The organism is Delftia sp. SD018, from assembly GCF_017355445.1.
In the GTDB taxonomy this organism is placed as follows: domain Bacteria; phylum Pseudomonadota; class Gammaproteobacteria; order Burkholderiales; family Burkholderiaceae_C; genus Comamonas; species Comamonas acidovorans.
The window spans coordinates 1-22,383 of the sequence record NZ_JADDRN010000049.1; the positions used below are offsets into that span (position 1 = coordinate 1).

Below are 22,383 nucleotides of genomic sequence, written 5' to 3' on the forward strand. Positions count from 1 at the left end.
CGGGCCGTAGCCTTCATCGCCGTAGCCGCCGCCTTGCTGGCCACCGCCGCCGCCCTGGCGGCTGCCCAGCATCTGCATGCTGTCGGCGCGGATTTCGGTGGCGTAGCGTTCCTGGCCGCTGGCCTGGTCGGTCCACTTGCGCGTGCGCAGGCTGCCTTCGACATAGACCTGGCTGCCCTTGCGCAGGTACTGACCCACGATTTCAGCCAGGCGGCCGTTGAAGACCACGCGGTGCCACTCGGTGGCTTCCTTGTTCTCGCCCGTGTTCTTGTCGCGCCAGCGGTCGGTGGTGGCGATGGTCACGTTGGCCACCTGATCGCCACTCGGGAAGGTGCGCATTTCGGGGTCGCGTCCGAGGTTGCCGACGATGATGACTTTGTTGACGGATGCCATGAGTGAAATACCTTTACATAGGGAAGTGGCCCGGGCATAGAGGGATGGATCCCGGGCCAGACGCGCCATTGTGCCGCAAGCCGTCCGCCGATGACAGGGGGCGGATATCCCGTGGCAACCGCCTGTGGCGGAGGCTTGTAACCGTCTGAAAATCCGCCGTTCAGCCGTGGCGGCCCACGGGGCGCAGCGGCCAGGTGACGACCAGCCACAGCACGGCCAGGACGCTCGTCAGGGTGAACAGGCCCGGCATGCCGGCCCATTTGGCGACGGCGCCGCCCAGCGCGCCGCCTGCGAACAGGCCCAGCGATTGCAGCGTGTTGTAGGCGCCCAGCGCCGCGCCGCGCAGCGGGGCCGGGGCCATGCGAGAGACCAGGCTGGGCTGGGTGGCCTCCAGCGCGTTGAAGCCGCAGAAGAACACGAACATCAGCACGGCCATGGCCCACAGCGGCGGCTGCGCGCCGCCGGCCGCCAGCAGGCCCAGGCCGATCTGCACGAGGGTGATCAGGGCGATGGCGCCCAGCAGGGCCGCGCGCAGGCGCCCGCGCCGCTCCATGGCGAACAGGCCGCCCATGGCGGCGAAGGACAGCACCACGGCCGGCAGGTAGACATGCCAGTGCGCCTGCTTGTCCAGGCCTGCCTGCACCAGCATGGCGGGCACGGCCACCCACATGGACATCTGCACGGTGTGCAGCACGAACACGCCCAGGTTCAGCCGCACCAGGTCGCCGTGGCGCCACAGCTCGGCCATGCGGCCGCGCGGCTGGTCGGCGTGGCGCGCGGGCTCGGGCGGGACGACCCAGAGCACGACGGCAATGCCCGCCAGCGCCAGGGCGCAGGTCAGGCCGAAGATGCCAGGCAGCCCGCCCCAGGCCGCCAGCAAGGGGCTGAGCACCAGGGCCAGCGCGAACATGAGTCCGATGCTGCCGCCCACCATGGCCATGGCCTTGGTGCGCACGCTGTCGCGCGTGAGGTCGGCCAGCAGCGCGGTCACGGCGGCCGAGACGGCGCCCGCGCCCTGCAGGCCCCGGCCCCACATCAGGCCCAGCAGCGAGTCGGCCGTGGCCGCCAGCAGGCTGCCCGCCGCAAAGACCAGCAGCCCGGCGACGATGACGCGCTTGCGCCCGAAGCGGTCCGAAGCCAGGCCCAGGGGCAGCTGGAACACGGCCTGGGTGAGCCCGTACAGGCCCATGGCCAGGCCGATCATGGCCGGATCATCCCCGCCCGGGTATTTGCGCGCCTCCAGCGCGAACACCGGCAGCACCAGGAACAGGCCCAGCATGCGCAGCGCAAAGATCAGCGCCAGGCTGGCGCTGGATCGGCGTTCCTGCGGGGTCATGCGGCCCGATGCGGCCGAGGAGGGGGCTGGCGCCTGGGCGCCGTGGACGGGTGTGGGGGAATCGAGCACGGGGTGCACTGTTGTGGGGGCAAGCAATCCGCCATTCTCGCCCATAGGCCGGCGCTGCGGGGTGGCTGGGTTATGCAAGGCAGTGCAAGACAGTTTTGTGAAGGGGCGCCGCAGTAGGCCCTGCCGCCCCGCAGACCGAGCCGCCATGCGGTGGCACGGGTTCTGACCTATCATGGCGGGTTCGCCTTCGCAGGGGTTTTCCCGATGCCTGGTTCCCACACGATTTCCGAAGACGGCGGCCTGGACCGGGCCGCCGACTCCCGCTCCCAGCCCGACGGCCGCTACCTTGGCCTGGCGCTGGCGCAGTCACGCATCGCCATCCGCGGTGCGCGCACGCACAACCTCAAGAACATCGACCTGGACATTCCGCGCAACCGGCTGGTGGTGATCACCGGGCTGTCGGGCTCGGGCAAGTCCAGCCTGGCTTTCGACACGCTGTATGCCGAGGGCCAGCGCCGCTATGTGGAGAGCCTGTCGGCCTATGCGCGCCAGTTCCTGGGGCGGCTGGACAAGCCCGATGTGGACCTGATCGAGGGCCTGTCGCCCGCCATCAGCATCGAGCAGAAGGCCACCAGCCACAACCCGCGCTCCACCGTGGGCACGGTGACCGAGATCAACGACTACCTGCGCCTGCTGTTCGCACGCGCCGGCACGCCCTACTGCCCCGACCACAACCTGCCGCTGCAGTCCCAGACCATCAGCCAGATGGTGGATGCGGCCCTGGCCCTGCCCGAGGACACGCGCCTCATGGTGCTGGGGCCGCTGGCGCGCAACAAGAAGGGCGAGTTCGCCGAGCTGTTCGCGCAGATGCAGGCCCAGGGCTATGTGCGCTTTCGCATCGACGGCAAGATCCACGAGTCCCATTCCCTGCCCGCGCTGGAGAAGAACGAGCGCCACGACATCGACGTGGTGATCGACCGCCTCAAGGTGCGCGCCGACGCCCAGCAGCGCCTGGCCGAAAGCTTCGAGGCCGCCCTGCGCGCGGGTGGCGCCGACGCCGGCGGCCGCGTGATCGCACTGGAGATGGACAGCGGCAAGGAACACCTCTTCAGCGCCAAGTTCGCCTGCCCGCTGTGCAGCTATTCGCTGCCCGAGCTGGAGCCGCGCCTGTTCTCGTTCAACTCGCCCATGGGCGCCTGTCCGGGCTGCGATGGCCTGGGCTGCACGGAGTCCTTCGACCCCGAGCGCGTGGTCGCCTTCCCCACGCTGAGTCTGGCCAGCGGCGCCGTCAAGGGCTGGGACCGGCGCAACGGCTACTACTTCTCCATGCTCGAGAGCGTGGCGCGCCACTACGGCACCGATGTGGAGCTGCCCTTCGAGGAGCTGCCCGAGAAGGTGCGCCATGTGGTGCTCTGGGGCTCGGGCGAGGAGGAAATGCCCTTCAGCTACGTCTTCGACAGCGGCGCGCGCAAGGGCGAGTCCATGGTCAAGAGCCATCCCTTCGAGGGCATCATTCCCAACATCACGCGGCGCTGGCGCGAGACCGAGTCCAGCGTGGTGCGCGATGATCTGGCGCGGCTGCGCAGCGTCGCCGTCTGCCCCGACTGCGGCGGCACGCGGCTGCGCCGCGAGGCGCGCTTCGTGCGCATCGGCGAGGGCGAGCAGGCCCGCGCCATCTACGAGGTGGGCCACGCCACGCTGGCCGAGGCCCATGCCTGGTGCGCGTCCCTGCAGCTGTCGGGCGCCAAGGCCGAGATCGCGGGCAAGGTGGTGCGCGAGATCGCCTCGCGCCTGCTGTTCCTCAACGACGTGGGCCTGAGCTACCTGAGCCTGGAGCGCGGCGCGGACACCCTGTCCGGCGGCGAGGCCCAGCGCATCCGCCTGGCCAGCCAGATCGGCAGCGGCCTGACGGGCGTGATGTATGTGCTGGACGAGCCCAGCATCGGATTGCACCAGCGCGACAACGACAAGCTCATCGGCACGCTGCAGCACCTGCGCGACATCGGCAACAGCGTCATCGTGGTCGAGCACGACGAGGACATGATGCGCGCGGCCGACCAGATCATCGACCTGGGGCCCGGCGCGGGCGTGCATGGCGGCCGCGTCATGGCCCAGGGCAGCTACGAAGAGGTGCGCGCCAACCCCGATTCACCCACGGGCCGCTACCTGGCGGGCACCCAGCGCATCGAAGTGCCTGCGCGGCGCACGCCCTGGCAACCTGTGCTGGAGGCAACGGCCGAGGGCGAGGCCCGGCCAGCGGCCAAGGGCTTCCCTGCCCGCGCCCAGCAGCCCCCCGCCAATCCCGACAACGCAACCGCCCCCGGCGCGCCGCAACTGCAGGCCCTGCGCGTGGTGGGCGCACGTGGCCACAACCTCAAGGGCGTGACGGCGGACTTTCCCGTGGGCCTGCTGACCTGCGTGACCGGCGTCTCGGGCTCGGGCAAGAGCACCCTGGTCAACGACACGCTCTATACCGAGGCCGCGCGCCAGATCCACCGTGCCGGCGGCGAGGCTGCTCCGCACGACGACATCATCGGCATGGGCCATTTCGACAAGGTCATCAATGTGGACCAGTCGCCCATAGGCCGCACGCCGCGCAGCAACCCGGCCACCTACACGGGACTGTTCACGCCCATCCGCGACCTGATGGCCGAGACCAACACCGCCAAGGAGCGCGGCTACGGCCCCGGGCGCTTCTCGTTCAACGTGGCCGGCGGCCGCTGCGAGGCCTGCCAGGGCGATGGCGTGGTCAAGGTGGAGATGCACTTCCTGCCCGATGTCTACGTGCCCTGCGACATCTGCAACGGCCAGCGCTACAACCGCGAGACGCTGGAGGTGCAGTGGAAGGGCCGCAACATCTCCCAGATCCTGGAGATGACGGTGGAGGACGCCCATGCCTTCTTCAAGGACGTGCCCACCATCGCCCGCAAGCTGCAGACCCTGCTGGACGTGGGCCTGTCCTATATCCGCCTGGGCCAGAGCGCGACCACGCTGTCGGGCGGCGAGGCGCAGCGCGTCAAGCTGGCCCAGGAACTGTCCAAGCGCGACACGGGGCGCACGCTCTACATCCTGGACGAGCCCACGACGGGCCTGCACTTCGCCGACATCGCCCTGCTGCTCAAGGTGCTGCAGCAGCTGCGCGATGCGGGCAACACCATCGTGGTCATCGAGCACAACCTGGACGTGATCAAGACGGCCGACTGGATCATCGACATGGGCCCCGAAGGCGGCTCGGGCGGCGGCCAGGTGGTGGCCACGGGCACGCCCGAGGACGTGGCCGCCAACCCGGCCAGCCACACGGGGCGCTATCTGCGGCCCTATCTGGAGGCAGCGGCGGCTCCCGCGCAGGCCAAGCCAGGCCGCAAGAACGCAAAGTGAGGCCGGCCATGGACAGCAGCATCCGTGATTTCGTGGTGGTGGGCGCGGGCATGGCCGGTGCCTCGGTGGCCTGGCAGCTGGCGCGCGATGGCGGCGCCTCGGTGCTGGTGCTGGAGCGCGAATCCCAGCCCGGCTACCACAGCACGGGCCGCTCGGCCGCGCTGTATGAGGAGCACTATGGCCCGCTGCAGGTCCAGGCGCTGACGCGCGCCAGCCGCGCCTTCTACGAGCAGCCGCCGCAAGGCTTTGTGCAGGCGCCCATCCTGGCGCCGCGCGGCGTGCTCTATGTGGGCACGGCCGCGCAGAAGGACCTGCTCGATGCCGCCCATGCCGAGGCGCTCCTGCACTCGCCCCAGGCGCGGCGCCTGGGCCCCGATGAACTCAAGGCCCTGGTGCCCTGCCTGAATACCGCGCTGCTGGTCGATGGCTTTGCGGACGACGGCGCGCGCGACATCGACGTGCATGGCCTGCACCAGGGATTCCTGCGCGGCCTGCGCCAGTGCGGCGGCGAGCTGCGCTGCAGCGCCGAGGTCCGTGCGCTGGCGCATGCCGCAGGTGTCTGGACCGTGGACCTGGCCGACGGCAGCCAGGTGCGTACGCGCTGCGTGGTCAACGCGGCCGGCGCCTGGGCCGATGCGCTGGGCGCGCTGGCGGGCGCAGCGCCCATCGGCCTGGTGCCCAAGCGGCGCAGTGCCTTCACCTTTGCCGTGCCCGAAGGCATGGACGCCGCGCACTGGCCCGCCGTGATCAGCGCCGACGAGGGCTTTTACTTCAAGCCCGATGCAGGCCAGCTGCTGGGCTCGCCCGCCAACGCCGACCCCGTGGCGCCGCAGGACGTGGCGCCCGAGGAACTGGACGTGGCCACGGGCATCTGGCGCATCGAGGAAGTGACCACGCTGCAGATCCGCCGCCCCTCTCACACCTGGGCCGGGCTGCGCAGCTTCGTGACCGACGGGGAGATGGCCGTGGGCTGGGATGCCTCGCCTGCGCCGCTGCCGGGCTTTTTCTGGGTGGCCGCCCAGGGCGGCTACGGCATACAGAGCGCCTTCGGCTACAGCCTGCTGGCGCGCAACCTGCTGCGCGGCGAGCCGCTGGATGCGCGCCTGGCCGCGCAGGGCGTGCAGCCTGAACGGCTGTCGCCCGCGCGCTGTCAGCGCGGCTGAGGTTCGGTTGAAGCGTGCCGCTCAGAGCGGCGAGCGCCGCGCAAAGCGCACCACGGTCACGCCCGCACGCGCCTGGCGCACCGAGGGCATGACCAGCACGCAGTCGCCATAGGGCGTGATCACCGGCTCGCCATCGTTGTCGCCGATCACCGTGCCGGCCTTCTCGAAGCGCTCCAGCCCCGTGAACGGCGCCGTGAAGCGAAAGCCGCTGCTCTTGGCCACCACGGGCGCCGTGACTTCCAGCGCCCACTGGGCCGGTGCGTCGGCCTGCTTCCAGCCGGGCAGGGCGGCGTGCAGCGCGCCGTTGTCGAAGATGGCGGCCACTTCGAGGAAACGCAGGCACTGGTCGTGCGCCACGTCGCGGCTGGCCAGATCGCCGTGGAAGCCGCATTCGATCAGCAGCGAGCGCGAGTCGCCGGCCTCGGCGTCGGGCAGGCCGAAGCGCCCGTAGTCGCGCAGCCGCGTGCCGTCCTTGTGGCCGGCATCCACGACGATGTTCGCCGGCGCGCCCATCTGGCGTGCCAGATCGCGGTTGCGCGGCTGCATGCCGGTCAGCAGCAGCGGGGCCGAGGGCTCGTGCATGGAATGCAGGTCCAGCAGCCAGTCGGCCTGCTGCACGAAGGGGCGCAGCGCGGCGGCGCGGCGGCGTTCGCGGGTGCTGCCCTCGTCGATGCGTGCGTCTATCCACTGGCGGTTCATGTCCTCGTCCACGAAGCGCGAGGCATCGTGGCTGGCCGCGTCGAAGCGGTCGAAGGCATCGAGGTTGGCCAGCACCAGGGTCAGGCGGCCGTTGTCCAGCGCCAGGCCGTTGTGCAGGGCCTGAAGCAGCCCGGACACGGCCCAGGCGCCGCAGATCTCGTTGCCGTGCACCAGCGCGGAAATCATCACGTGGCGGCCCGGGCGTCCCGAGTCGAATTGCCACACGCCCTCGGTACCGGTATTGCCCGCGCGCCAGGCGCTCAGGTCGGGCAGGGGAAGGTCAAATCGCAAAGTTTCCATCACTCACTCCGTGGTCTACAACCCTGATGCAATGCGCACTGCCTTTGGAACTGGCGTGACCCAGGCGAGGGACAGCGAGCAAGGGCCGCCCCGCAGCGAGGCTGTCGTCCCCCTTCAAGGGGGAAGGCGCGAAGCGACTCAGGGGGTTATTTAGTTCTCAATATGGGCAAACTGGACGATTTTTGTGTACTTGGCGATCTCGGCGTTGATGTACTTGCCGGCATCCGTCTTGGGATCGGCCACCACCGAGCCTGCCTCTTCCATCTTCTTGCGGAACTCTGGCGAGGCCATGGTCTCGTCCAGCGCCTTCTTGACCTTGGCGGCCACGGGTGCGGGCAGGCCCTTGGGCGCCATCAGCGCGAACCAGACGTTGATGTCCACGTTCTTGTACTGGGGCAGCTCGGACAGGGCCGGGATGTCGGGCGTGATGGACGAGCGCTTGGCCTCCGTCGTGCCCAGGGCGATGACCTTGCCCGCGCGGATCTGGGGCAGGCCCGAGGACAGCACGAACATGCCGAACTCGATGTTGTTGCCCACCAGGTCCGTGGTCAGGGGCGCCACGCCGCGGTAGGGGATGTGGGTCATGTGCAGCTTGCCCTGCTCCTTGATCATTTCACCGGCCAGGTGCAGTGCCGTGCCCACGCCCGAGCTGCCGTAGCTGAACTTGCCCGGGTTCTTGGCCACCAGGGCGCTGAACTCGGCGGCTGTCTTGACGCCGGCCTTCTGCGAGGCCACCAGCACCATGGGCTGGGAGCCGATCATGCCGATGGGCGTGAAGTCGCCGATGGAGTACTTGATGCTCTTGTTGATCAGCCGTGCGATGGCCAGCTCGTTGTTGGCGCCCACGAACAGCGTGTAGCCATCGGGCGTGGCCTTGACGGCCTTTTGCGCGCCGATGGCGCCGCCGGCGCCGCCCAGGTTCTCCACCACCACGGGCTGGCCCAGGCGCGAGGCCAGGCCATCGGCCACGAAGCGGCCCACCAGGTCGGTGCTGCCGCCGGCGGGGTAGCCCACGATCATGGTGATGGCACGGTTGGGGTAGCTGGCGGCGTCGTCGGCGAAGGCGCTGCCGGTAGCGGCGATCAGCAGGCCGCAGGCCAGGGCGGTGCGGCGCAGGAGGGATTTGCTGGGCATGGGGTTATTCCTGAAATGTATGAGATTGATTGTGCGAAGGACTACCCAGGCATTTGGTGCTGATTCGGCACGAGGCGGAGCCATTGCAGCACCAAAACGCTCTTGTTCCACAGCACGGTGCGGGTTTGCACCAGGAGGGCGCATGCATGCACCCGTCAGGCGCCCGTGATGTCGCTCCAGAACTGCTCGGCCGCGGGGCCAAGGTGGCGCTTGGGACGGTACAGGCGCACGTCGAAGTGCACTTCCAGGCCCGGGTCGCCGGCCACGGCCAGGCGGCCGGCCTGGCAGTCGCCGCGCACCATGGACCACGGCATCCAGGCCAGGCCCAGGCCGCGCAGCACGTATTCGTAGTGGGCGTCGGCCGAGTCGCAGTCCACGCAGCGGCGCAGGCGCGGCGCCAGCGGATGCCGGGCCAGGTGGTCTTCCACCAGCCGGCCCAGGGCCATGCTGTGCGAGAAGGCCAGGTAGGGCACGGGAGCGAGGGGCTGGTGGCTGGCCGACAGCTCGTACAGCGGACGGCCCTGGGCATCGGCGCGGGCCACGGGGACCAGCCTGTCCTGCATCACCGTCAGGTAGCTGAACTGGCGGCCGTCCAGGCGCACGCCAATGGCGGCGTGGTGGTAGACCAGCGTGAAGCTGACTTCGCCGCGCTGCAGCATGGCCACGGTCTCGTCCAGCGTGCGTGTGACCACGCGCAGCTCGGCCGTCTGCAGCACGCTGCCGTGGCGCGTCAGCCAGTCGGCCACGATGGTGCGCGCCAGCGTGCGTCCCGTGGCCAGGGTGATCACGCGGGCCTGGCGCCCGGCCACGGCCTGCAGTTCATCGTGCGACTGGGCCAGCGTGCGCACCAGTTGCTCGGCCGTGTCGCGGAAGGCTTCACCGGCCGGCGTCAGCCGCACGGGGCCGCCGCCGGGCTCGACCAGGGGCGTGCCGGCCCAGGCCTCCAGCGCGCGGATGCGACGCCCGAAGGCCGGATGGGTGACATGGCGCAGCTCGGCCGCGCGCGTGAAGCTGCGCTCCTGGGCCAGCAGCAGGAAGTCTTCCAGCCATTTGCCTTGCATGGCCGGGCTTCCCTGCCGTCTCAGGCAGCGGCTGCGTCTTGCAGCGTCTGGCGCGTGGCCTGGGCGGCGGTGCGCGCGGCGGCAGCGAAGTCGTCGCCCTGCGATGCATAGAGCACCGCACGCGAGGAATTGATGATGATGGGGCCGCCGCCGATGCGCGCCGCCTTGACCGTGGCCACGGCATCGCCCCCCTGGGCGCCCACGCCGGGAATCAGCAGCGGCAGCGAGGGCGCGAATTCACGCACGCGCTCGATCTCCTGCGGGCGCGTGGCGCCCACCACCAGGCCGAGCTGGCCGTTGGTGTTCCAGGGGCCTTGCGCCAGGCGCGCCACATGCTCGAACAGGTGGGGCTGGCCCGGCAGGTCGGCCAGGCGCTGGGCCTGCAGGTCGTCACCGCCGGGGTTGGAGGTGCGGCACAGCAGGAAGGCGCCCTTGCCCTCGTACTGCAGGTAGGGCGTGATGGAGTCGAAGCCCATGAAGGGCGACAGGGTCACGGCGTCGGCGCCGTAGCGCTCGAAGGCTTCCTTGGCGTATTGCTCGGCCGTGGAGCCGATGTCGCCGCGCTTGGCGTCCAGGATGATGGGCACATGGGGAGCGACGGCGCGCATGTGGGCCATGAGCTTTTCCAGCTGGTCTTCGGCGCGGTGGGCCGCGAAGTAGGCGATCTGGGGCTTGAAGGAGTTCACCAGGTCGGCCGTGGCGTCGACGATGGCGGCGCAGAAGTCGTAGATTTTGCTTGCATCGCCGCGCATGGCCGCAGGAAAGCGGCTGGGTTCGGGGTCCAGGCCCACGCACAGCATGGATTGGTTCTGGGCGGTGGCATTGCGCAGCATGTCGAGAAAGGTCATGGGGCGCGATTTTAGCGATCGGCCCTTCCCGGGGCCTGTCGTCGGGCATCCAGCGGGCCTGGCGGCCCGCGGGCACAATCGGCGGCCTATGCCTGCCTTCACCGCCCGACAAATCCTTTTGCTGATCGCGCTGACCCTGATCTGGGGCATCAACTGGCCGGTGATGAAGCTGGGCGTGCAGCATTTCCCGCCGCTGAGTTTCCGTATGGCCTCGATGTGGGTGGGACTGCCCATCCTGGCGGCCTTCGTGGTCTGGCGCCGCCTGCCGCTGGCCGTGCCGCGTGCCTACTGGCCCCGGCTGGCGCAGCTGACGCTGTTCAATATGGTGCTGTGGAACAGCCTGATCATCATTGCCATCCCCATGCTCTCCAGCGGGCGGGCGGCCATCCTGGGCTACACCATGCCCATCTTCTCGGCCGTGCTGGGCAGCCTGTTCTTCCATGACCGGCTGGCGCCGCGTGCCTGGGCGGGTGTTGCGGCGGCCTTGGCGGGCGTGCTCCTGCTGCTGTGGCACGAGGTCGGCGCCCTGGGCAGCCGCCCCATCGGCGTGGGCCTGATGCTGGCCGCCGCGCTGAGCTGGGCCTTCGGCACGCAGAAGCTGCGCCGCGCCGAGGTGCCCGTGCCCCTGCTGACGATGACGCTGTGGATGGTGGCGCTGACCGCGCTGACGCTCACGGTGCTGGCCTTCGTCTTCGAGCGCCACCTGTGGCACTGGCCCGACGCCCAGGCCACGGGCGCCATCGTCTTCAACGGCGTGCTGGTGCTGGGCTTTGGCCAGACGGTCTGGTTCTTCCTGGCGCGCAGCCTGCCGCCCGTGGCGTCCACGCTGAGCGTGATGATGATCCCCGTGCTGGGCGTGTTCAGCGGCGCCTGGTGGCTGGGCGAGGTGCTGCACTGGCAGGACTGGACGGCCGTGGCGCTGATGGTGGTGGCCATCGCCTCGGTGCTGTGGCCGGCGCGCGTCCGCTGAGGGCAAGCAGGGGAAGGTCGGGAGAAGAAGACGCAGCCTGACTGCGCACACGGGCGCAGTCAGGCTGCAGGGCCTCAGCGCTGCGCCGTGGCCGGGGCGCCCAGCAGGCGCTGGATGTCGATGTTGTTGGGCAGCGCGTAGTCGTGGCTGCGTACGATGCGGCTGTCGTCGGTGCGAACCAGCTTCAGGCTCACATAGGTGTACTTGGCAGCCGCCGAGTACGTGCCCACCAGGACCAGGGCCGCATTGTGGTTGCGGGCGATGTCCTTGATCTCGCGCGACAGCAGCAGCTCGCCCGTGCCTTCCTTGACGTACACATCGCCGCGCAGCTTCAGCTCCTTGACGTTGTAGCCCTTGGCGGACAGCTGGGAAGCGTACAGCTCGCTGAGCGTGCGGCCCAGGGGGGCCGAGCGCGTCAGGTCGTTGACGTTGACCACGGTGGCCACGAGCACGGGCGCCTCGCCCAGTTCCTCGGTGTTCAGGCCCTTGACCAGCTCGTCCACGGCAGCGCGGCTGCTGGCGATGAAGGGGTTGGCTGCGGCCGACTGGTAGGTGGGCTCGCCGCGGCGCGCGGCCGACGATTCGGGCGTGGTCGCGGGAGCGGGCACGGCGCAGGCGGACAGCAGGGCCGCGGCAGCCAGCGCGGCCGGCAGGAGGGGCGTGCGCAGCGTCATTGGCCCACCACCTTCAGGGTCTTGGCGGGGAATTCGGGGCGCTCGTCCTCGGCCGTGAACAGCACGGCGTCGCTCTTTTCGAGGTAGTAGACGTCGGTCTTGCGCGCCAGGTACTGGTTGTTGCGCACCACCGTCGTCGTCAGCACGAGTTCGGGGTTGGGCAGGCGCTTGCCGTGGCGCACGACCTGGGCGCCGTAGCTCACCTGCAGCTGGGCCTGGGCCGGCTGCTGCATGACGGTCACGCCGCTTTGCACGAGCTTGGTGATGATCAGCTCACGAAAGCCTTTGTCGAACTGGCTGGGCTCGGCCGGCAGGGCCACATGGACCGGCGTGGTGCGCTCGATGCCGGTCTTTTGCAGTGTTTCCAGCGTCTTGGCGACGACATCGTTGGCCACGGAGTCCCAGTGGCCGGCAGCGCCGATCTTGGGCTGGGCCGTGGCTTCGAAGTAGCTGGTCATCGGTGCATTGACGCAGCCCGCCAGGGCCAGGCAGAGGCCCGCCAGGGCCAGGCCGCCAGCGGATTTGAACGATCGCATGGATTTCTCCTCGGTGCGGGGCGCGCTGCGGCGGATTGCTGCAGCTGCGCAAAGTGTCGATTGTGGCTTCGCCGCGAGGCACTGACAAGAAAGTGCCCCGTATCCGGATGTTGCCGTGCTCAGCCGTTGGCGCGCTTTTGCAGGATCTCGAAGGCGGGCAGGGTCTTGCCTTCCAGCACCTCCAGGAAGGCGCCGCCGCCCGTGGAGATGTAGCCGACCTTGTCCTCGATGCCGTACTTGGCGATGGCGGCCAGGGTGTCGCCGCCACCGGCGATGCTGAAGGCGTCGGACTCGGCAATCGCCTGGGCCACGACCTTGGTGCCGTTGGCGAACTGGTCGAACTCGAACACGCCCATGGGGCCGTTCCAGACGATGGTGCCAGCCTTGCGCAGTTGCTCGGCCAGGCGGGCGGCGGTCTCGGGGCCGATGTCCAGGATCATGTCGTCGTCAGCCACTTCGGTGGCCTTCTTGACGGTGGCGGGCGCGTCAGCCGCAAAGGTCTTGGAGACCACCACGTCGGTGGGAATCGGCACCTCGGCGCCGCGTGCGGCCATGGCGTCGATCACGGCGCGGGCCTCGCCGACCAGGTCGGCCTCGACCAGGCTCTTGCCGATGTTCAGGCCCGCCGCCAGCATGAAGGTGTTGGCAATGCCGCCGCCCACGATGAGCTGGTCCACGTTCTTGGCCAGCGACTGCAGGATGGTCAGCTTGGTCGACACCTTGGAGCCGGCCACGATGGCGGCCAGCGGGCGGCGCGGGTTGGCCAGGGCCTTGGTGATGGCGTCGATCTCGGCCGACAGCAGGGGGCCCGCGCAGGCAATGGGCGCGAACTGGGCGATGCCGTAGGTCGTGCCTTCGGCACGGTGGGCAGTGCCGAAGGCGTCGTGCACGAAGATGTCGCACAGCGCGGCCAGCTTGCGGGCCAGTTCTTCCTTGTTCTTCTTCTCGCCCACGTTCACGCGGCAGTTCTCCAGCAGCACGACCTGGCCGGGCGCCACCTGCACGCCGTCCACCCAGTCGGCGACCAGGGGCACTTCGCGGCCCAGCAGCTCGCCCAGGCGGCGGGCCACGGGCGCCAGCGAATCGGCCGGCTTGAACTCGCCTTCGGTGGGGCGGCCCAGATGGCTGGTCACCATCACGGCGGCGCCGGCCTTCAGTGCCATCTCGATGGCGGGCACGGAGGCGCGCACGCGCGTGTCCTCGGTGATCTCGCCGGCATCGTTCAGGGGCACGTTGAGGTCGGCGCGGATGAAGACGCGCTGGCCCTGGGCCTTGCCCTGGGCGCACAGATCGGAGAAACGGAGAATGTTCATGACGGCGGCGTTGCGATCGGTGGCGATCGCCATGGAATTGAAACGAAAAAGAGGTAAAGCGCGGCCATTGTAGGCGGCGTGCCCGTCCTGGCAGCTGGCGGGCGCACCGGCGATCCGGGGCATCGGGAGCGCCTGTAATCCGGTTTCAGCCGGGGAGCCGGGCGCTCTCGGCCGCTCTGGGCCGCGCTGCGCCTACCAGCCCAGGCCGATATGCAGTGGCAGATAGACCGCCATGCCAAGCGCGATCGTTCCCATGATGCTGCGCTTGTAAAAAAAATACATGACCGCGCAAGCCAGGGCCGGCAGGCGCGCATCGACCACGGTGGAGATCAGCCGGCCGTTGGTCATCACGATCTCGGGCGCAATCACGGCCGCCAGGGCCGCCAGCGGCGCGTACTTGAGGCCGCGCTTGAGCCATTGCGGCAAGGGCACTTCGCGCTCGGGAATCAGGAAGAAGGCGCGTGTGAACAGCGTGATGGCCGCCAGGCCCACGCAGGCCAGCCAGGGCCACAGCCAGGACAGATCCATCAGAGCGTTTCCTTTTCCTTGGTTTCCACGGGCCGGGCGTCTTCGTCCAGCGGCAGCCGGGCATGGCGCTCGCCATGGGCTATATCGGGCGGGAGAATCACCGGGCTCGACTCCCCTTTTTCAGGCGCCTGCAGTGCGCGCAGGCGCTGCTGCAGCGTTTCTGCCAGCAGGCCTGCGGCCACGGCTGCAGCGATGGCCACGAGGATATTGAGCTTGAGCGGCAGCGCAAAGGCCGCCACGGCCGCGCTGGCCGCAACCACGCCTGCCACCCAGGTGGCACGGTCGTTGAGCATGGACAGCAGCACGCCCATCAGGGCCAGCACGCCCGCAAAGCCCAGGCCCCAGGACAGGGGCACCTGGTCGGCCAGCAGGATGCCCAGCGTGGACGGGATCTGCCAGGCCAGCCAGTTGGTCGAGGCGGCACCCCAGAAATAGGGCAGCTGCTCGGGCTGGGGCCGGGCATCGGGGTAGCGTTTCATGAAGCCCACGAAGATCACGTCGCCGCTGAAATAGGCGATGGCCAGGCGGTGGCGCAGGCGCAGGTGGGCAAAGTAGCTGCGCCACATGCTGCTGAGGATGACGAAGCGCAGGTTCACGCAGATGGCCGTGAACCAGACCACCCACATGGGCGCGCCCACGGCCATCAGCGGCAGCACGGCCAGCTGGGCACTGCCGGCATAGACCAGCAGGCCCATGAACAGCGCCAGCGGCAGGGACATGCCGCTCTTGATCATGGCCACGCCCGTGACTAGGCCCCAGGCGCCTATGCCCAGCGCCGTGCCCGACATGTCGCGCACGCCGGTCATGAAGGCGGGATCGCGCGCAATGCCGCGTGCGCGTTTCACCAGGGGCTGCAGGTTCATGGCGTGCCGCCGCTGGCAGCGCCGTCCAGAACGGCTCCTTCAGGCAGATCGAAACCGCGCAGAAAATCGCCCGCCGCCAGCCGCTTGCCGCCCGCGCGCTGCAGCAGCGTCATGCACAGCACGCCATGGCCGCAGGCCACGCGCACGCCGTCGGCGCCTGCGGACAGCACGGTGCCCGGGGCTGCCGTCGCCACGGCGATGGCGGGGTCGGCGTGAGCCTCCCAGACCTTGATGGCTTCATCGCCGTACTGCGTGGCGCCGCCCGGGAAGGGGTTGAAGGCGCGCAGGCGCCGGGCAATGGCCTCGGCATCCTGGCGCCAGTCGATCTGGCTTTCGGCCTTTTCGATCTTGTGCGCGTAGTTCACGCCCTCGGCGGGCTGGGGCGTGCGCGGCAGGCCTCCGCAGGCGCTCATCTCCAGCGCCTCGACGATGAGGCGCCCGCCCAGGTCGGCCAGCTTGTCGTGCAGGCTGGCCGTGGTGTCGTCGGCGGTGATGGGCAGGCGCTCGACCAGGCACATGTCGCCCGTGTCCAGGCCCGCGTCCATCTGCATGATGGTGACGCCGGTCTCGGCATCGCCGGCCTCGATGGCGCGGTGGATGGGGGCGGCGCCGCGCCAGCGCGGCAGCAGGCTGGCGTGGATGTTCAGGCAGCCGCGCGGGGGCGTATCGAGCACCCACTGCGGCAGGATCAGCCCGTAGGCGGCCACGACCATGACATCGGCCTGGGCCGCTTCGATGGCGGCGCGGGCGGCGGCGGCCTCTTCGGGGTATTTGCCGTCCAGGCGCAGGCTGCGCGGCTGGGCCACGGCAATGCCATGCTCCAGCGCGCACTGCTTGACGGGCGAGGCCTGCAGCTTCATGCCGCGCCCGGCGGGACGGTCGGGCTGGGTCAGCACCAGGGGGACGGTAAAGCCCGCGGCGAGCAGGCGTTCAAGGGCAACGCGCGCGAACTCGGGCGTGCCGGCAAAAATGACTCTCATGCAATCCAGTAGGGACAGTGGGACGGTGTGCAGGCTCAGCGACGGTCGTCGTCGTTGAACACTTCGTCGGTGAACATCACGCGGCGCACCACGCCGGCGGGGTCGATATGCACATGGGCCTGGCGGCGAATGCCATTTTCCAGAATACGGTAGGTCCAGATGTCGCCGTTGAAACTGTAGACCCTCTCGATCAGCGCAGGCGGGCCGAAGAGCTGACGCACGCTTTCGCGGGTGTCCTCGCCATTGCGCAGGGCGTGGAAGCGTTCGATGGTGAGCGCCTGCTCCACGCGCACCAGGCGCTGGCTGGCGTCGAAATCCATGTGGTAGACCTGCTGGCCCGCAGGTTGCCGGCTGTAGACCAGGCGCGTGCCGCCACCGTCCAGCGGCAGGCTCAGGGTCGGGCGGCCCATGGAGCGCTCGATCTCGGAGCGCGGCGTGCCGGGCTTTTGCCACTCGGGCACGGCGCAGCCGGCAAGCAGCAGGGACAAGGCAAGGGCAAGCAGCGCCCAGGCAACGAGGCCCGCGCCGTCCATCTTCCAGCGCGGCATGAAGCGAAGCGCTGGCAGGTGGGTCATGCGCGTTCTGCCTGTTTCTGCTGCTTGAGCAGCTTGGTCTTGATGCGGTTGCGCTTGAGCGGCGACAGGTACTCGACGAAGACCTTGCCCATCAGGTGGTCCATCTCATGCTGGATGCAGATGGCCTTGAAGCCTTCGGCCTCGATGATGCGTTCGTTGCCGTTCTCGTCCAGCGCCTTGACCTTGATGGCGGTGGAGCGCTCGACGCCGTCGTAGATGCCGGGCACCGACAGGCAGCCTTCTTCGCCCAGCTGCGTTTCCTCGCTGGCCCAGAGCAGTTCCGGGTTGATCAGCGCAAAGGGCTCGTCACGGCCTTCGGAGACATCGACCACGACCACGCGCTCGTGCACGTTCACCTGGGTGGCTGCCAGGCCCACGCCCTGGGCGTCATACATGGTGGCGTACATATCCTGGACCAGCTGGCGAATGCGGTCATCGACCTTGGCAACCGGCTTGGCGACGGTGTGCAGGCGGGGGTCGGGATAGCAAAGAATGGGCAGAATGGACATGGCGTGGTCGGTGAATGTCGTTATTTTCGCCACTTTTCTGCCTGGGCGCAGCGGGACGACGCAATAAGCGTTGCCCTCTCATGGCCTTGCACGCAGAATCTTTGCTGATTTGTAAGACCTGTATGGCCGTTCATGACAAGATCGGCCGTGCCGCAGTGCCTAGGAGGGACGCTGCGTCAGCCACAAGAAGAGGAATTCCATGACTGCATTCGCCACAGCTCGTACCTGGACTGTCGCAACGGCCCTGATCGCTGCGTTCGCGGCGGCCCACGCGCAGCAGCTTCCGGTGACGGCATCGCAGCGCTCGGCTGCCCAGCAGGTGGCCCAGCAGGGCGTTCCCGTGGGCGAGCTGGCGCCCGATGCGCCCGACAGCTACACCGTCAAGCGCGGCGACACGCTGTGGGGCATCTCCGGCATGTACCTGCGCCGTCCCTGGCGCTGGCCCGAGCTGTGGGGCATGAACATGCAGGCCATCGCCAATCCCCACCTCATCTATCCGGGCCAGGTGCTGTACCTGGACAAGCGTGATGGCTATGCCCGCCTGAGCACGGCGCGTCCCATGGGCGACGGCGGCGAGCCCGGTGTGGTGCGCGTGTCTCCGAGCACGCGCAGCGAGTCGCTGGCCCAGGCGGCCCTGCCCACGCTGCAGCCCCATCTGATCGAGCCCTTCCTGGCCGAGCCGCTGGTGGTGGATGCCGAAACGCTGCTGCGCGCACCCCGCCTCATCGCCACCACGGACGAGCGCGTGCTCATGGCCAGCGGTGACCGCGCCTATGCACGCGGCACCGCCGAGGCGCCGCTGCGCAAGGGCGACGGCCTGCCGCGCCAGTACCGTGTCTTCCGCGATGCGGTGGCGCTCAAGGATCCCATCTCCGGTGAGGTGCTGGGCTACGAGGCCAAGTACCTGGGCCTGGCCGATCTCATCGAGGGCGAGACCTCGCTGGAGATCGTGGACAGCAAGGGCGAAAAGCACGAGCAGGCCTCTCCCGCCACGGTGGACCTGTCGCGCGCCAAGACCGAGATGCGTGCTGGCGACCGCCTGCTGCCCGCACCGGAACGAACCTACATGAACTATGCGCCGCATGCGCCGCAGGCTGCCGTGAAGGCCCATGTGGTGTCCCTGTACGGCGACCAGGCCGTGCGCTGGGCGGCCAACAACCAGGTCATTGCCATCAACAAGGGCACGCAGGACGGCATGGACGTGGGCACGGTGCTGGAGCTGATCCGCCGTGGCGCGCGCATCGTGGACAAGACGGGCGACAAGAAGGAAGAAGTGCAGCTGCCTGACGAACGCAATGGTTACGCCATGGTGTTCCGCACCTTCGATCGCGTCTCCTACGCGCTGATCCTGGAGGCACGGCGCGGCGTCGAGGTGGGCGACAGCCTGACCTCGCCGGCTCCCTGAGCCCCAGCGGCCTGCCGGCAACGCCATGGCGGCCGCCTTGCAGTCCAACGACCGGCTCGCTGCCGAGGAGCTGTCCGCCTGGCTTCGGCTGCTGCTGACGCCCGGTGTGGGCCGCACCACGGCGCGGCGCCTGCTGGCGGCCTGCGGTGGCGCGCAGAACATCTGGAGCGGCCCTCCAGCCGCCTGGCAAGGCCTGGTGACGGCGGCACAGGCCCATTCGCTGCAGACCGTGCCCCAGCGCCTGGAGCAGCTTGTGGCGGCCACAGCGCAATGGCTGGACCAGCCCGCTTCCGGGCAGTCGCATGCCGTGCTTGCGCTGGGCCATCCCCAGTATCCGCAGGCGCTGCTGCAGACCGAAGATCCGCCGCTGCTGCTGCATGTGCAGGGCAGCGAGCGCTGCATGGCAGGTTCTGGTCCCTGGTTCCCCTATCCACAGTCCCTGGCCATGGTCGGCAGCCGCGGGCCGACGGTCCAGGGCGCGGCCAATGCGCGCGCCATGGCGCAGGCGCTGGCCGAGGCCGGCCTGTGCATCGTCTCCGGACTGGCGCAGGGCGTGGATGGCGCTGCCCATGAGGGCGCACTGCGAGCGGTGCTGCGCACGGGCGCCCAGGCGGCGCCCGTCACCATTGCCGTCGTGGGCACGGGCCTGGACCAGGTCTATCCACGGCGCCACATCGGCCTGGCCCGCGAAGTGGCCAGCCATGGGCTGATCGTCAGCGAATATCCGCTGGGCACCGGCCCCATGGCCGCGCACTTTCCGCAGCGCAACCGCATCATTGCGGGCCTGTCCCAGGGCACGCTGGTGGTCGAGGCGGCCCTGCAATCGGGCTCGCTGATCACGGCCAGGCTGGCCAGCGAACAGGGCCGCGAGGTCTTTGCCATCCCCGGCTCCATCCACGCGCCCCAGTCGCGCGGCTGCCATGCGCTGCTGCGCCAGGGCGCCAAGCTCGTGGAAACGGCGCAGGACGTGCTCGATGAGCTGCAGGGCACGGCCGTGCGCCTGCCGCTTGCCAAGCCCGTACCGGCAGCAGCGGCGGCAGCGGCAGCTGTTCATTCCGCCCAGGACCATGAGAACGACGCCACCCTGCGTGCCCTGGCCCACGACCCGTTGTCGTTGGACGAACTCATGGACCGCACAGGCATGGATGCCGCAGCCCTGCAGGCCCACCTGCTGGAGCTTGAACTGGAAGGCCGCGTGGAGCGCCTGCCCGGCGGCCTGTTCCAGCGCCTGGCCCAGGCCTGATCTCAAAAACTGGCGCGTCCCCAAGCGGGAGATGCCGAGCAAGAGCCGCCTCGCGGTGGGGGCGCCTAGCCGATGGCATCGTCCCCCTCCCCCGCGAAGCGGGTAGAGAGGGGGAAGGCGCGTAGCGCCTCAGGGGGAGCTTAGCCTTTCAGGGTTCGCCTGAATCTTCTCCAGCGCATCGCGCGTCGCGCGCACCGTGAGCGCCTCTTCGTCATGCACGGACAGCAGGCCGGACTGCAGGTAGGAGGCCATGCGCCGCAGCTGCAGCAGGTGGCAGGTGCCATCGAGCGCGGCGAACAGGTGCAGCTGCTTGCGGCGGCTGCGCCAGGTGTATTGCACCTGGATGCGCGCGCCGTTGTGGTCCAGCGTGAACCAGCGGCCCGGCTCCAGCGAGGTGGCCCACTCCAGCATCACCGGGTCCACGGGGGTGTTGGTGCTCGGGATGACGTTGAGCCCGGCCGTGTCCACGCCCAGGATCATCTCGATGTTCTCGGGCGACAGCGGCATGTCCTCGTCGAGCATGCCGTCTTCGCTGATGTACTGCTCCAGATGGGACAACCGCTGGGCCATGGCCTCGATGCGGGCCGGTGCGATGGTCGCTGTCTTGGAGACGAAGGCTTCGGCCAGCGTGTCGGTGACCAGCTTGATGCGTGCGGACTGCCCCTCGCCCGTGACGCCGATCAGGGCCAGCCCTTCGCGCAGTGTCTGCAGCAGCGTCGGCAGCGTCTGGATCACGCGCGAGCGTTCCTGGCGCGTGGGCTTGGCGCTGGCGGCCCAGACCAGTTCGCTGGCGGCCTGCTTGAAGCGCATGGTGCGCGCGTCCTTGGCGCCGTGGCGAACGGCGGCCAGGGCCAGCACCTCGGTCCAGGTCTTGAACAGGAACTCGCGGATCTCCTCGCGCACCGGCATGTCGGTGAGCAGGTGGCGCAGCTCTATCGTGTACTGGATGGCCAGGGTTTCCTTTTGCTCCACCTGCTGGGCCACGCTGACGATCTTGGCCTTGTCCTGCGACTGGGTCAGGTAGCGTGCCAGGAAGTCCTCGAACTCGCGCAGCACCAGCACGAAGACCTTCTGGCCGGTCTCCGGGTACTGCTCGATGACCTGGACGATGCGCCGGATCTCCGACTCCAGCGCGCTGCCGCTGATGCTGGAGGCGTCGAACCCCATCACGCACGAACCCAGGCGGTCGATCAGCAGCCGGGCCGGGTGGCGCAGGTTGCTGAAGAATTCCGGCTCGGCCAGGGCCACGCGCAGCACGGGCACCTGCAGCCGGGCAAACCAGACGCGCACCGAGGGCGGGATGCGATCCTCGGTCAGGATGGCCTGGAACATCAGGGCCACGATCTCGATGGTGGCCTTTTCACCCGAGGTGGTGGCCTTGCGCTTGAGCTCGGCCGAGCGCTCGCGCACCTGGCCCACCAATTGGCCGATGGCGGCCGGGCTGGCATCGATTTGCAGCGTGGTCAGTCCCCGGGCCAGCATCTGCTGGTACTGCGTCTGGGCCACGACGCGCTGCTCCAGCAGGGCCTGGGTCAGCGCGGCCGATGCGGGGGCCTGCTGCAGGCCACCGCCCACGCCGCCCACGCCGGGCACCAGGCCCGGCACGCCCACGCCAGGCTGCATGAGCAGGCGGCGCAGTTGGCCCACGACTTCATGGGCGCGGTGGCGTGCGCGCGAAAGTGTTGTCAGGCCCACGGGCATCTGGCCCTGGGGCAGTGCTCCGTTGGGCGGATAGGAGGCGGCAGCGCCCGGCACGCCGCCCATCTGCGTGGGCGCATAGGCCGAGGAAGGCTGCGAGGTCGAGACAGGCGCCGTGGCCGGGCCCAGGCCCATGGCGCGCGTGGAGTGGCCGCCCTCGGTGCGCCGCACCCGCATGGCCACGTCCTGCGAACGGGTGACGCCCTGGCCGTCCAGCAGCTGGTGGGCCGCCTGGTATCCGGCCACCAGCAGCGGTGCCAGGGCTGTCTGCAGCAGATCGTTCACGCGCTGCAGATCGCCGCGCTGCAGGCCGCTGGCGAGCCATTGCTCGACCAGATGGCGGCACACGGACTCGCTGCGCAGAATGTCGTCGGATGGCAGTTCCTGGTTTTCGATGGCCTGCATGCGCAGGCGCAGCGTATCGAAGACGGGTGCCGTGGTTTCCCCCATGGCCAGCGCCATGCGGGAGGCCAGGATCTTGTTCTCCACCACATCGTCGCTGAGCAGCTCGAACTGCAGCGCCCCGCGCTGTGGCACGGAGGCCGGTGTGGCCCTGCCCGGCTGCAGTGCGCCCTGCAGCGCCTGCATGCAGGCATTCAGCCAGGCCGCCTGGTGCTGGCGGTAGCTGGACCAGGCCTCGCGACGCTCCTGCATTTCACGTGCGGTGCCCACGGCCTGGGCCTGTTGTTCCATCTGGCCCAGCAGCTGCTGGGCCACGCCGGGCAGGCCCTTGCACAGTCCACGCACCCAATGCAAACGCGCCTGCTG

Annotated in this window: 20 protein-coding genes; 5 read left to right on the forward strand and 15 right to left on the reverse strand. The window is 69.2% G+C overall.

Going from position 1 to position 22,383, the window contains the following annotated elements; genetic code table 11:
- Both ssb and INR38_RS27515 read right to left on the reverse strand, forming a co-directional pair.
- On the reverse strand, positions 1 to 393 hold a 393-nt coding region (ssb, locus tag INR38_RS27510), incomplete at its 3' end, for a single-stranded DNA-binding protein (RefSeq protein ID WP_207476054.1).
- 160 nt (positions 394 to 553) lie between these two features.
- Positions 554 to 1,729 carry an MFS transporter gene (locus INR38_RS27515; protein WP_043796511.1) on the reverse strand — a complete coding sequence of 392 codons (1,176 nt, stop codon included), beginning with the start codon at positions 1,727 to 1,729 and terminating at the stop codon, positions 554 to 556.
- Between the two features lie 273 nt (positions 1,730 to 2,002).
- Between INR38_RS27515 and uvrA the strand changes: the two genes are divergently transcribed.
- Entirely contained in the window at positions 2,003 to 5,116 is a 3,114-nt protein-coding gene (uvrA, locus tag INR38_RS27520; protein ID WP_207443230.1) for an excinuclease ABC subunit UvrA, read from the forward strand.
- A gap of 8 nt (positions 5,117 to 5,124) precedes the next feature.
- Positions 5,125 to 6,279, forward strand: coding sequence for an FAD-dependent oxidoreductase (locus tag INR38_RS27525; RefSeq protein ID WP_207443231.1), 1,155 nt, complete (start codon positions 5,125 to 5,127; stop codon positions 6,277 to 6,279).
- A gap of 21 nt (positions 6,280 to 6,300) precedes the next feature.
- Here INR38_RS27525 and INR38_RS27530 read toward each other — a convergent pair whose 3' ends face one another.
- The 4 genes from INR38_RS27530 to pyrF form a co-directional block, all read right to left on the reverse strand.
- Complete coding sequence (locus INR38_RS27530; RefSeq protein ID WP_183021318.1) at positions 6,301 to 7,278, reverse strand: succinylglutamate desuccinylase/aspartoacylase family protein; 978 nt, start codon at positions 7,276 to 7,278, stop codon at positions 6,301 to 6,303.
- Positions 7,279 to 7,428: 150 nt separating this feature from the next.
- Positions 7,429 to 8,412, reverse strand: a complete 984-nt coding sequence (locus tag INR38_RS27535; RefSeq protein ID WP_207443232.1) for a tripartite tricarboxylate transporter substrate binding protein — start codon at positions 8,410 to 8,412, stop codon at positions 7,429 to 7,431.
- 155 nt (positions 8,413 to 8,567) lie between these two features.
- Complete coding sequence (locus tag INR38_RS27540; RefSeq protein WP_207443233.1) at positions 8,568 to 9,473, reverse strand: LysR substrate-binding domain-containing protein; 906 nt, start codon at positions 9,471 to 9,473, stop codon at positions 8,568 to 8,570.
- A 20-nt stretch (positions 9,474 to 9,493) separates the two neighbouring features.
- On the reverse strand, positions 9,494 to 10,321 hold the full coding sequence (gene pyrF, locus INR38_RS27545) for an orotidine-5'-phosphate decarboxylase (protein WP_012202756.1): 828 nt from the start codon (positions 10,319 to 10,321) through the stop codon (positions 9,494 to 9,496).
- 88 nt (positions 10,322 to 10,409) lie between these two features.
- Here pyrF and INR38_RS27550 point away from each other — a divergent pair, with 88 nt between their 5' ends.
- The gene (locus INR38_RS27550) at positions 10,410 to 11,291 is read left to right on the forward strand and encodes a DMT family transporter (protein WP_207443234.1); all 882 of its coding nucleotides are present in this window, start codon (positions 10,410 to 10,412) and stop codon (positions 11,289 to 11,291) included.
- A gap of 74 nt (positions 11,292 to 11,365) precedes the next feature.
- Here INR38_RS27550 and INR38_RS27555 read toward each other — a convergent pair whose 3' ends face one another.
- The 8 genes from INR38_RS27555 to def form a co-directional block, all read right to left on the reverse strand.
- The gene (locus INR38_RS27555; RefSeq protein ID WP_012202758.1) at positions 11,366 to 11,965 is read right to left on the reverse strand and encodes a FlgO family outer membrane protein; all 600 of its coding nucleotides are present in this window, start codon (positions 11,963 to 11,965) and stop codon (positions 11,366 to 11,368) included.
- A complete protein-coding gene (locus INR38_RS27560) occupies positions 11,962 to 12,501 on the reverse strand; it encodes a hypothetical protein (RefSeq protein ID WP_207443235.1) in 540 nt (179 codons plus the stop codon). Before INR38_RS27560 ends, INR38_RS27555 begins: the two co-directional genes overlap by 4 nt.
- 119 nt (positions 12,502 to 12,620) lie before the next feature.
- Positions 12,621 to 13,814 (reverse strand): phosphoglycerate kinase, encoded by a 1,194-nt coding sequence (locus tag INR38_RS27565; protein ID WP_207443257.1) that lies wholly within the window; start codon positions 13,812 to 13,814, stop codon positions 12,621 to 12,623.
- A gap of 192 nt (positions 13,815 to 14,006) precedes the next feature.
- Positions 14,007 to 14,342 (reverse strand): AzlD domain-containing protein, encoded by a 336-nt coding sequence (locus INR38_RS27570; protein ID WP_012202761.1) that lies wholly within the window; start codon positions 14,340 to 14,342, stop codon positions 14,007 to 14,009.
- A complete protein-coding gene (locus INR38_RS27575; RefSeq protein WP_207443236.1) occupies positions 14,342 to 15,205 on the reverse strand; it encodes an AzlC family ABC transporter permease in 864 nt (287 codons plus the stop codon). Before INR38_RS27575 ends, INR38_RS27570 begins: the two co-directional genes overlap by 1 nt.
- Positions 15,202 to 16,185: a methionyl-tRNA formyltransferase gene (gene fmt, locus INR38_RS27580; protein WP_197954007.1), complete on the reverse strand. Its 984-nt coding sequence runs from the start codon at positions 16,183 to 16,185 to the stop codon at positions 15,202 to 15,204. Before fmt ends, INR38_RS27575 begins: the two co-directional genes overlap by 4 nt.
- Positions 16,186 to 16,220: 35 nt before the next feature.
- The gene (locus INR38_RS27585) at positions 16,221 to 16,760 is read right to left on the reverse strand and encodes a hypothetical protein (protein WP_063327534.1); all 540 of its coding nucleotides are present in this window, start codon (positions 16,758 to 16,760) and stop codon (positions 16,221 to 16,223) included.
- Positions 16,757 to 17,269 (reverse strand): peptide deformylase, encoded by a 513-nt coding sequence (def, locus tag INR38_RS27590; RefSeq protein WP_012202765.1) that lies wholly within the window; start codon positions 17,267 to 17,269, stop codon positions 16,757 to 16,759. Before def ends, INR38_RS27585 begins: the two co-directional genes overlap by 4 nt.
- Positions 17,270 to 17,468: 199 nt before the next feature.
- On the opposite strand from def, the gene INR38_RS27595 reads away from it, so the two are divergent.
- Positions 17,469 to 18,674 (forward strand): LysM domain-containing protein, encoded by a 1,206-nt coding sequence (locus INR38_RS27595; RefSeq protein WP_207443237.1) that lies wholly within the window; start codon positions 17,469 to 17,471, stop codon positions 18,672 to 18,674.
- Between the two features lie 25 nt (positions 18,675 to 18,699).
- Positions 18,700 to 19,917: a DNA-processing protein DprA gene (dprA, locus tag INR38_RS27600; protein WP_207443238.1), complete on the forward strand. Its 1,218-nt coding sequence runs from the start codon at positions 18,700 to 18,702 to the stop codon at positions 19,915 to 19,917.
- Between the two features lie 129 nt (positions 19,918 to 20,046).
- On the opposite strand, the gene INR38_RS27605 is transcribed toward dprA, so the two are convergent.
- The coding region (locus INR38_RS27605) for a DUF1631 family protein (protein ID WP_207476055.1) at positions 20,047 to 22,383 on the reverse strand (2,337 nt) is incomplete at its 5' end.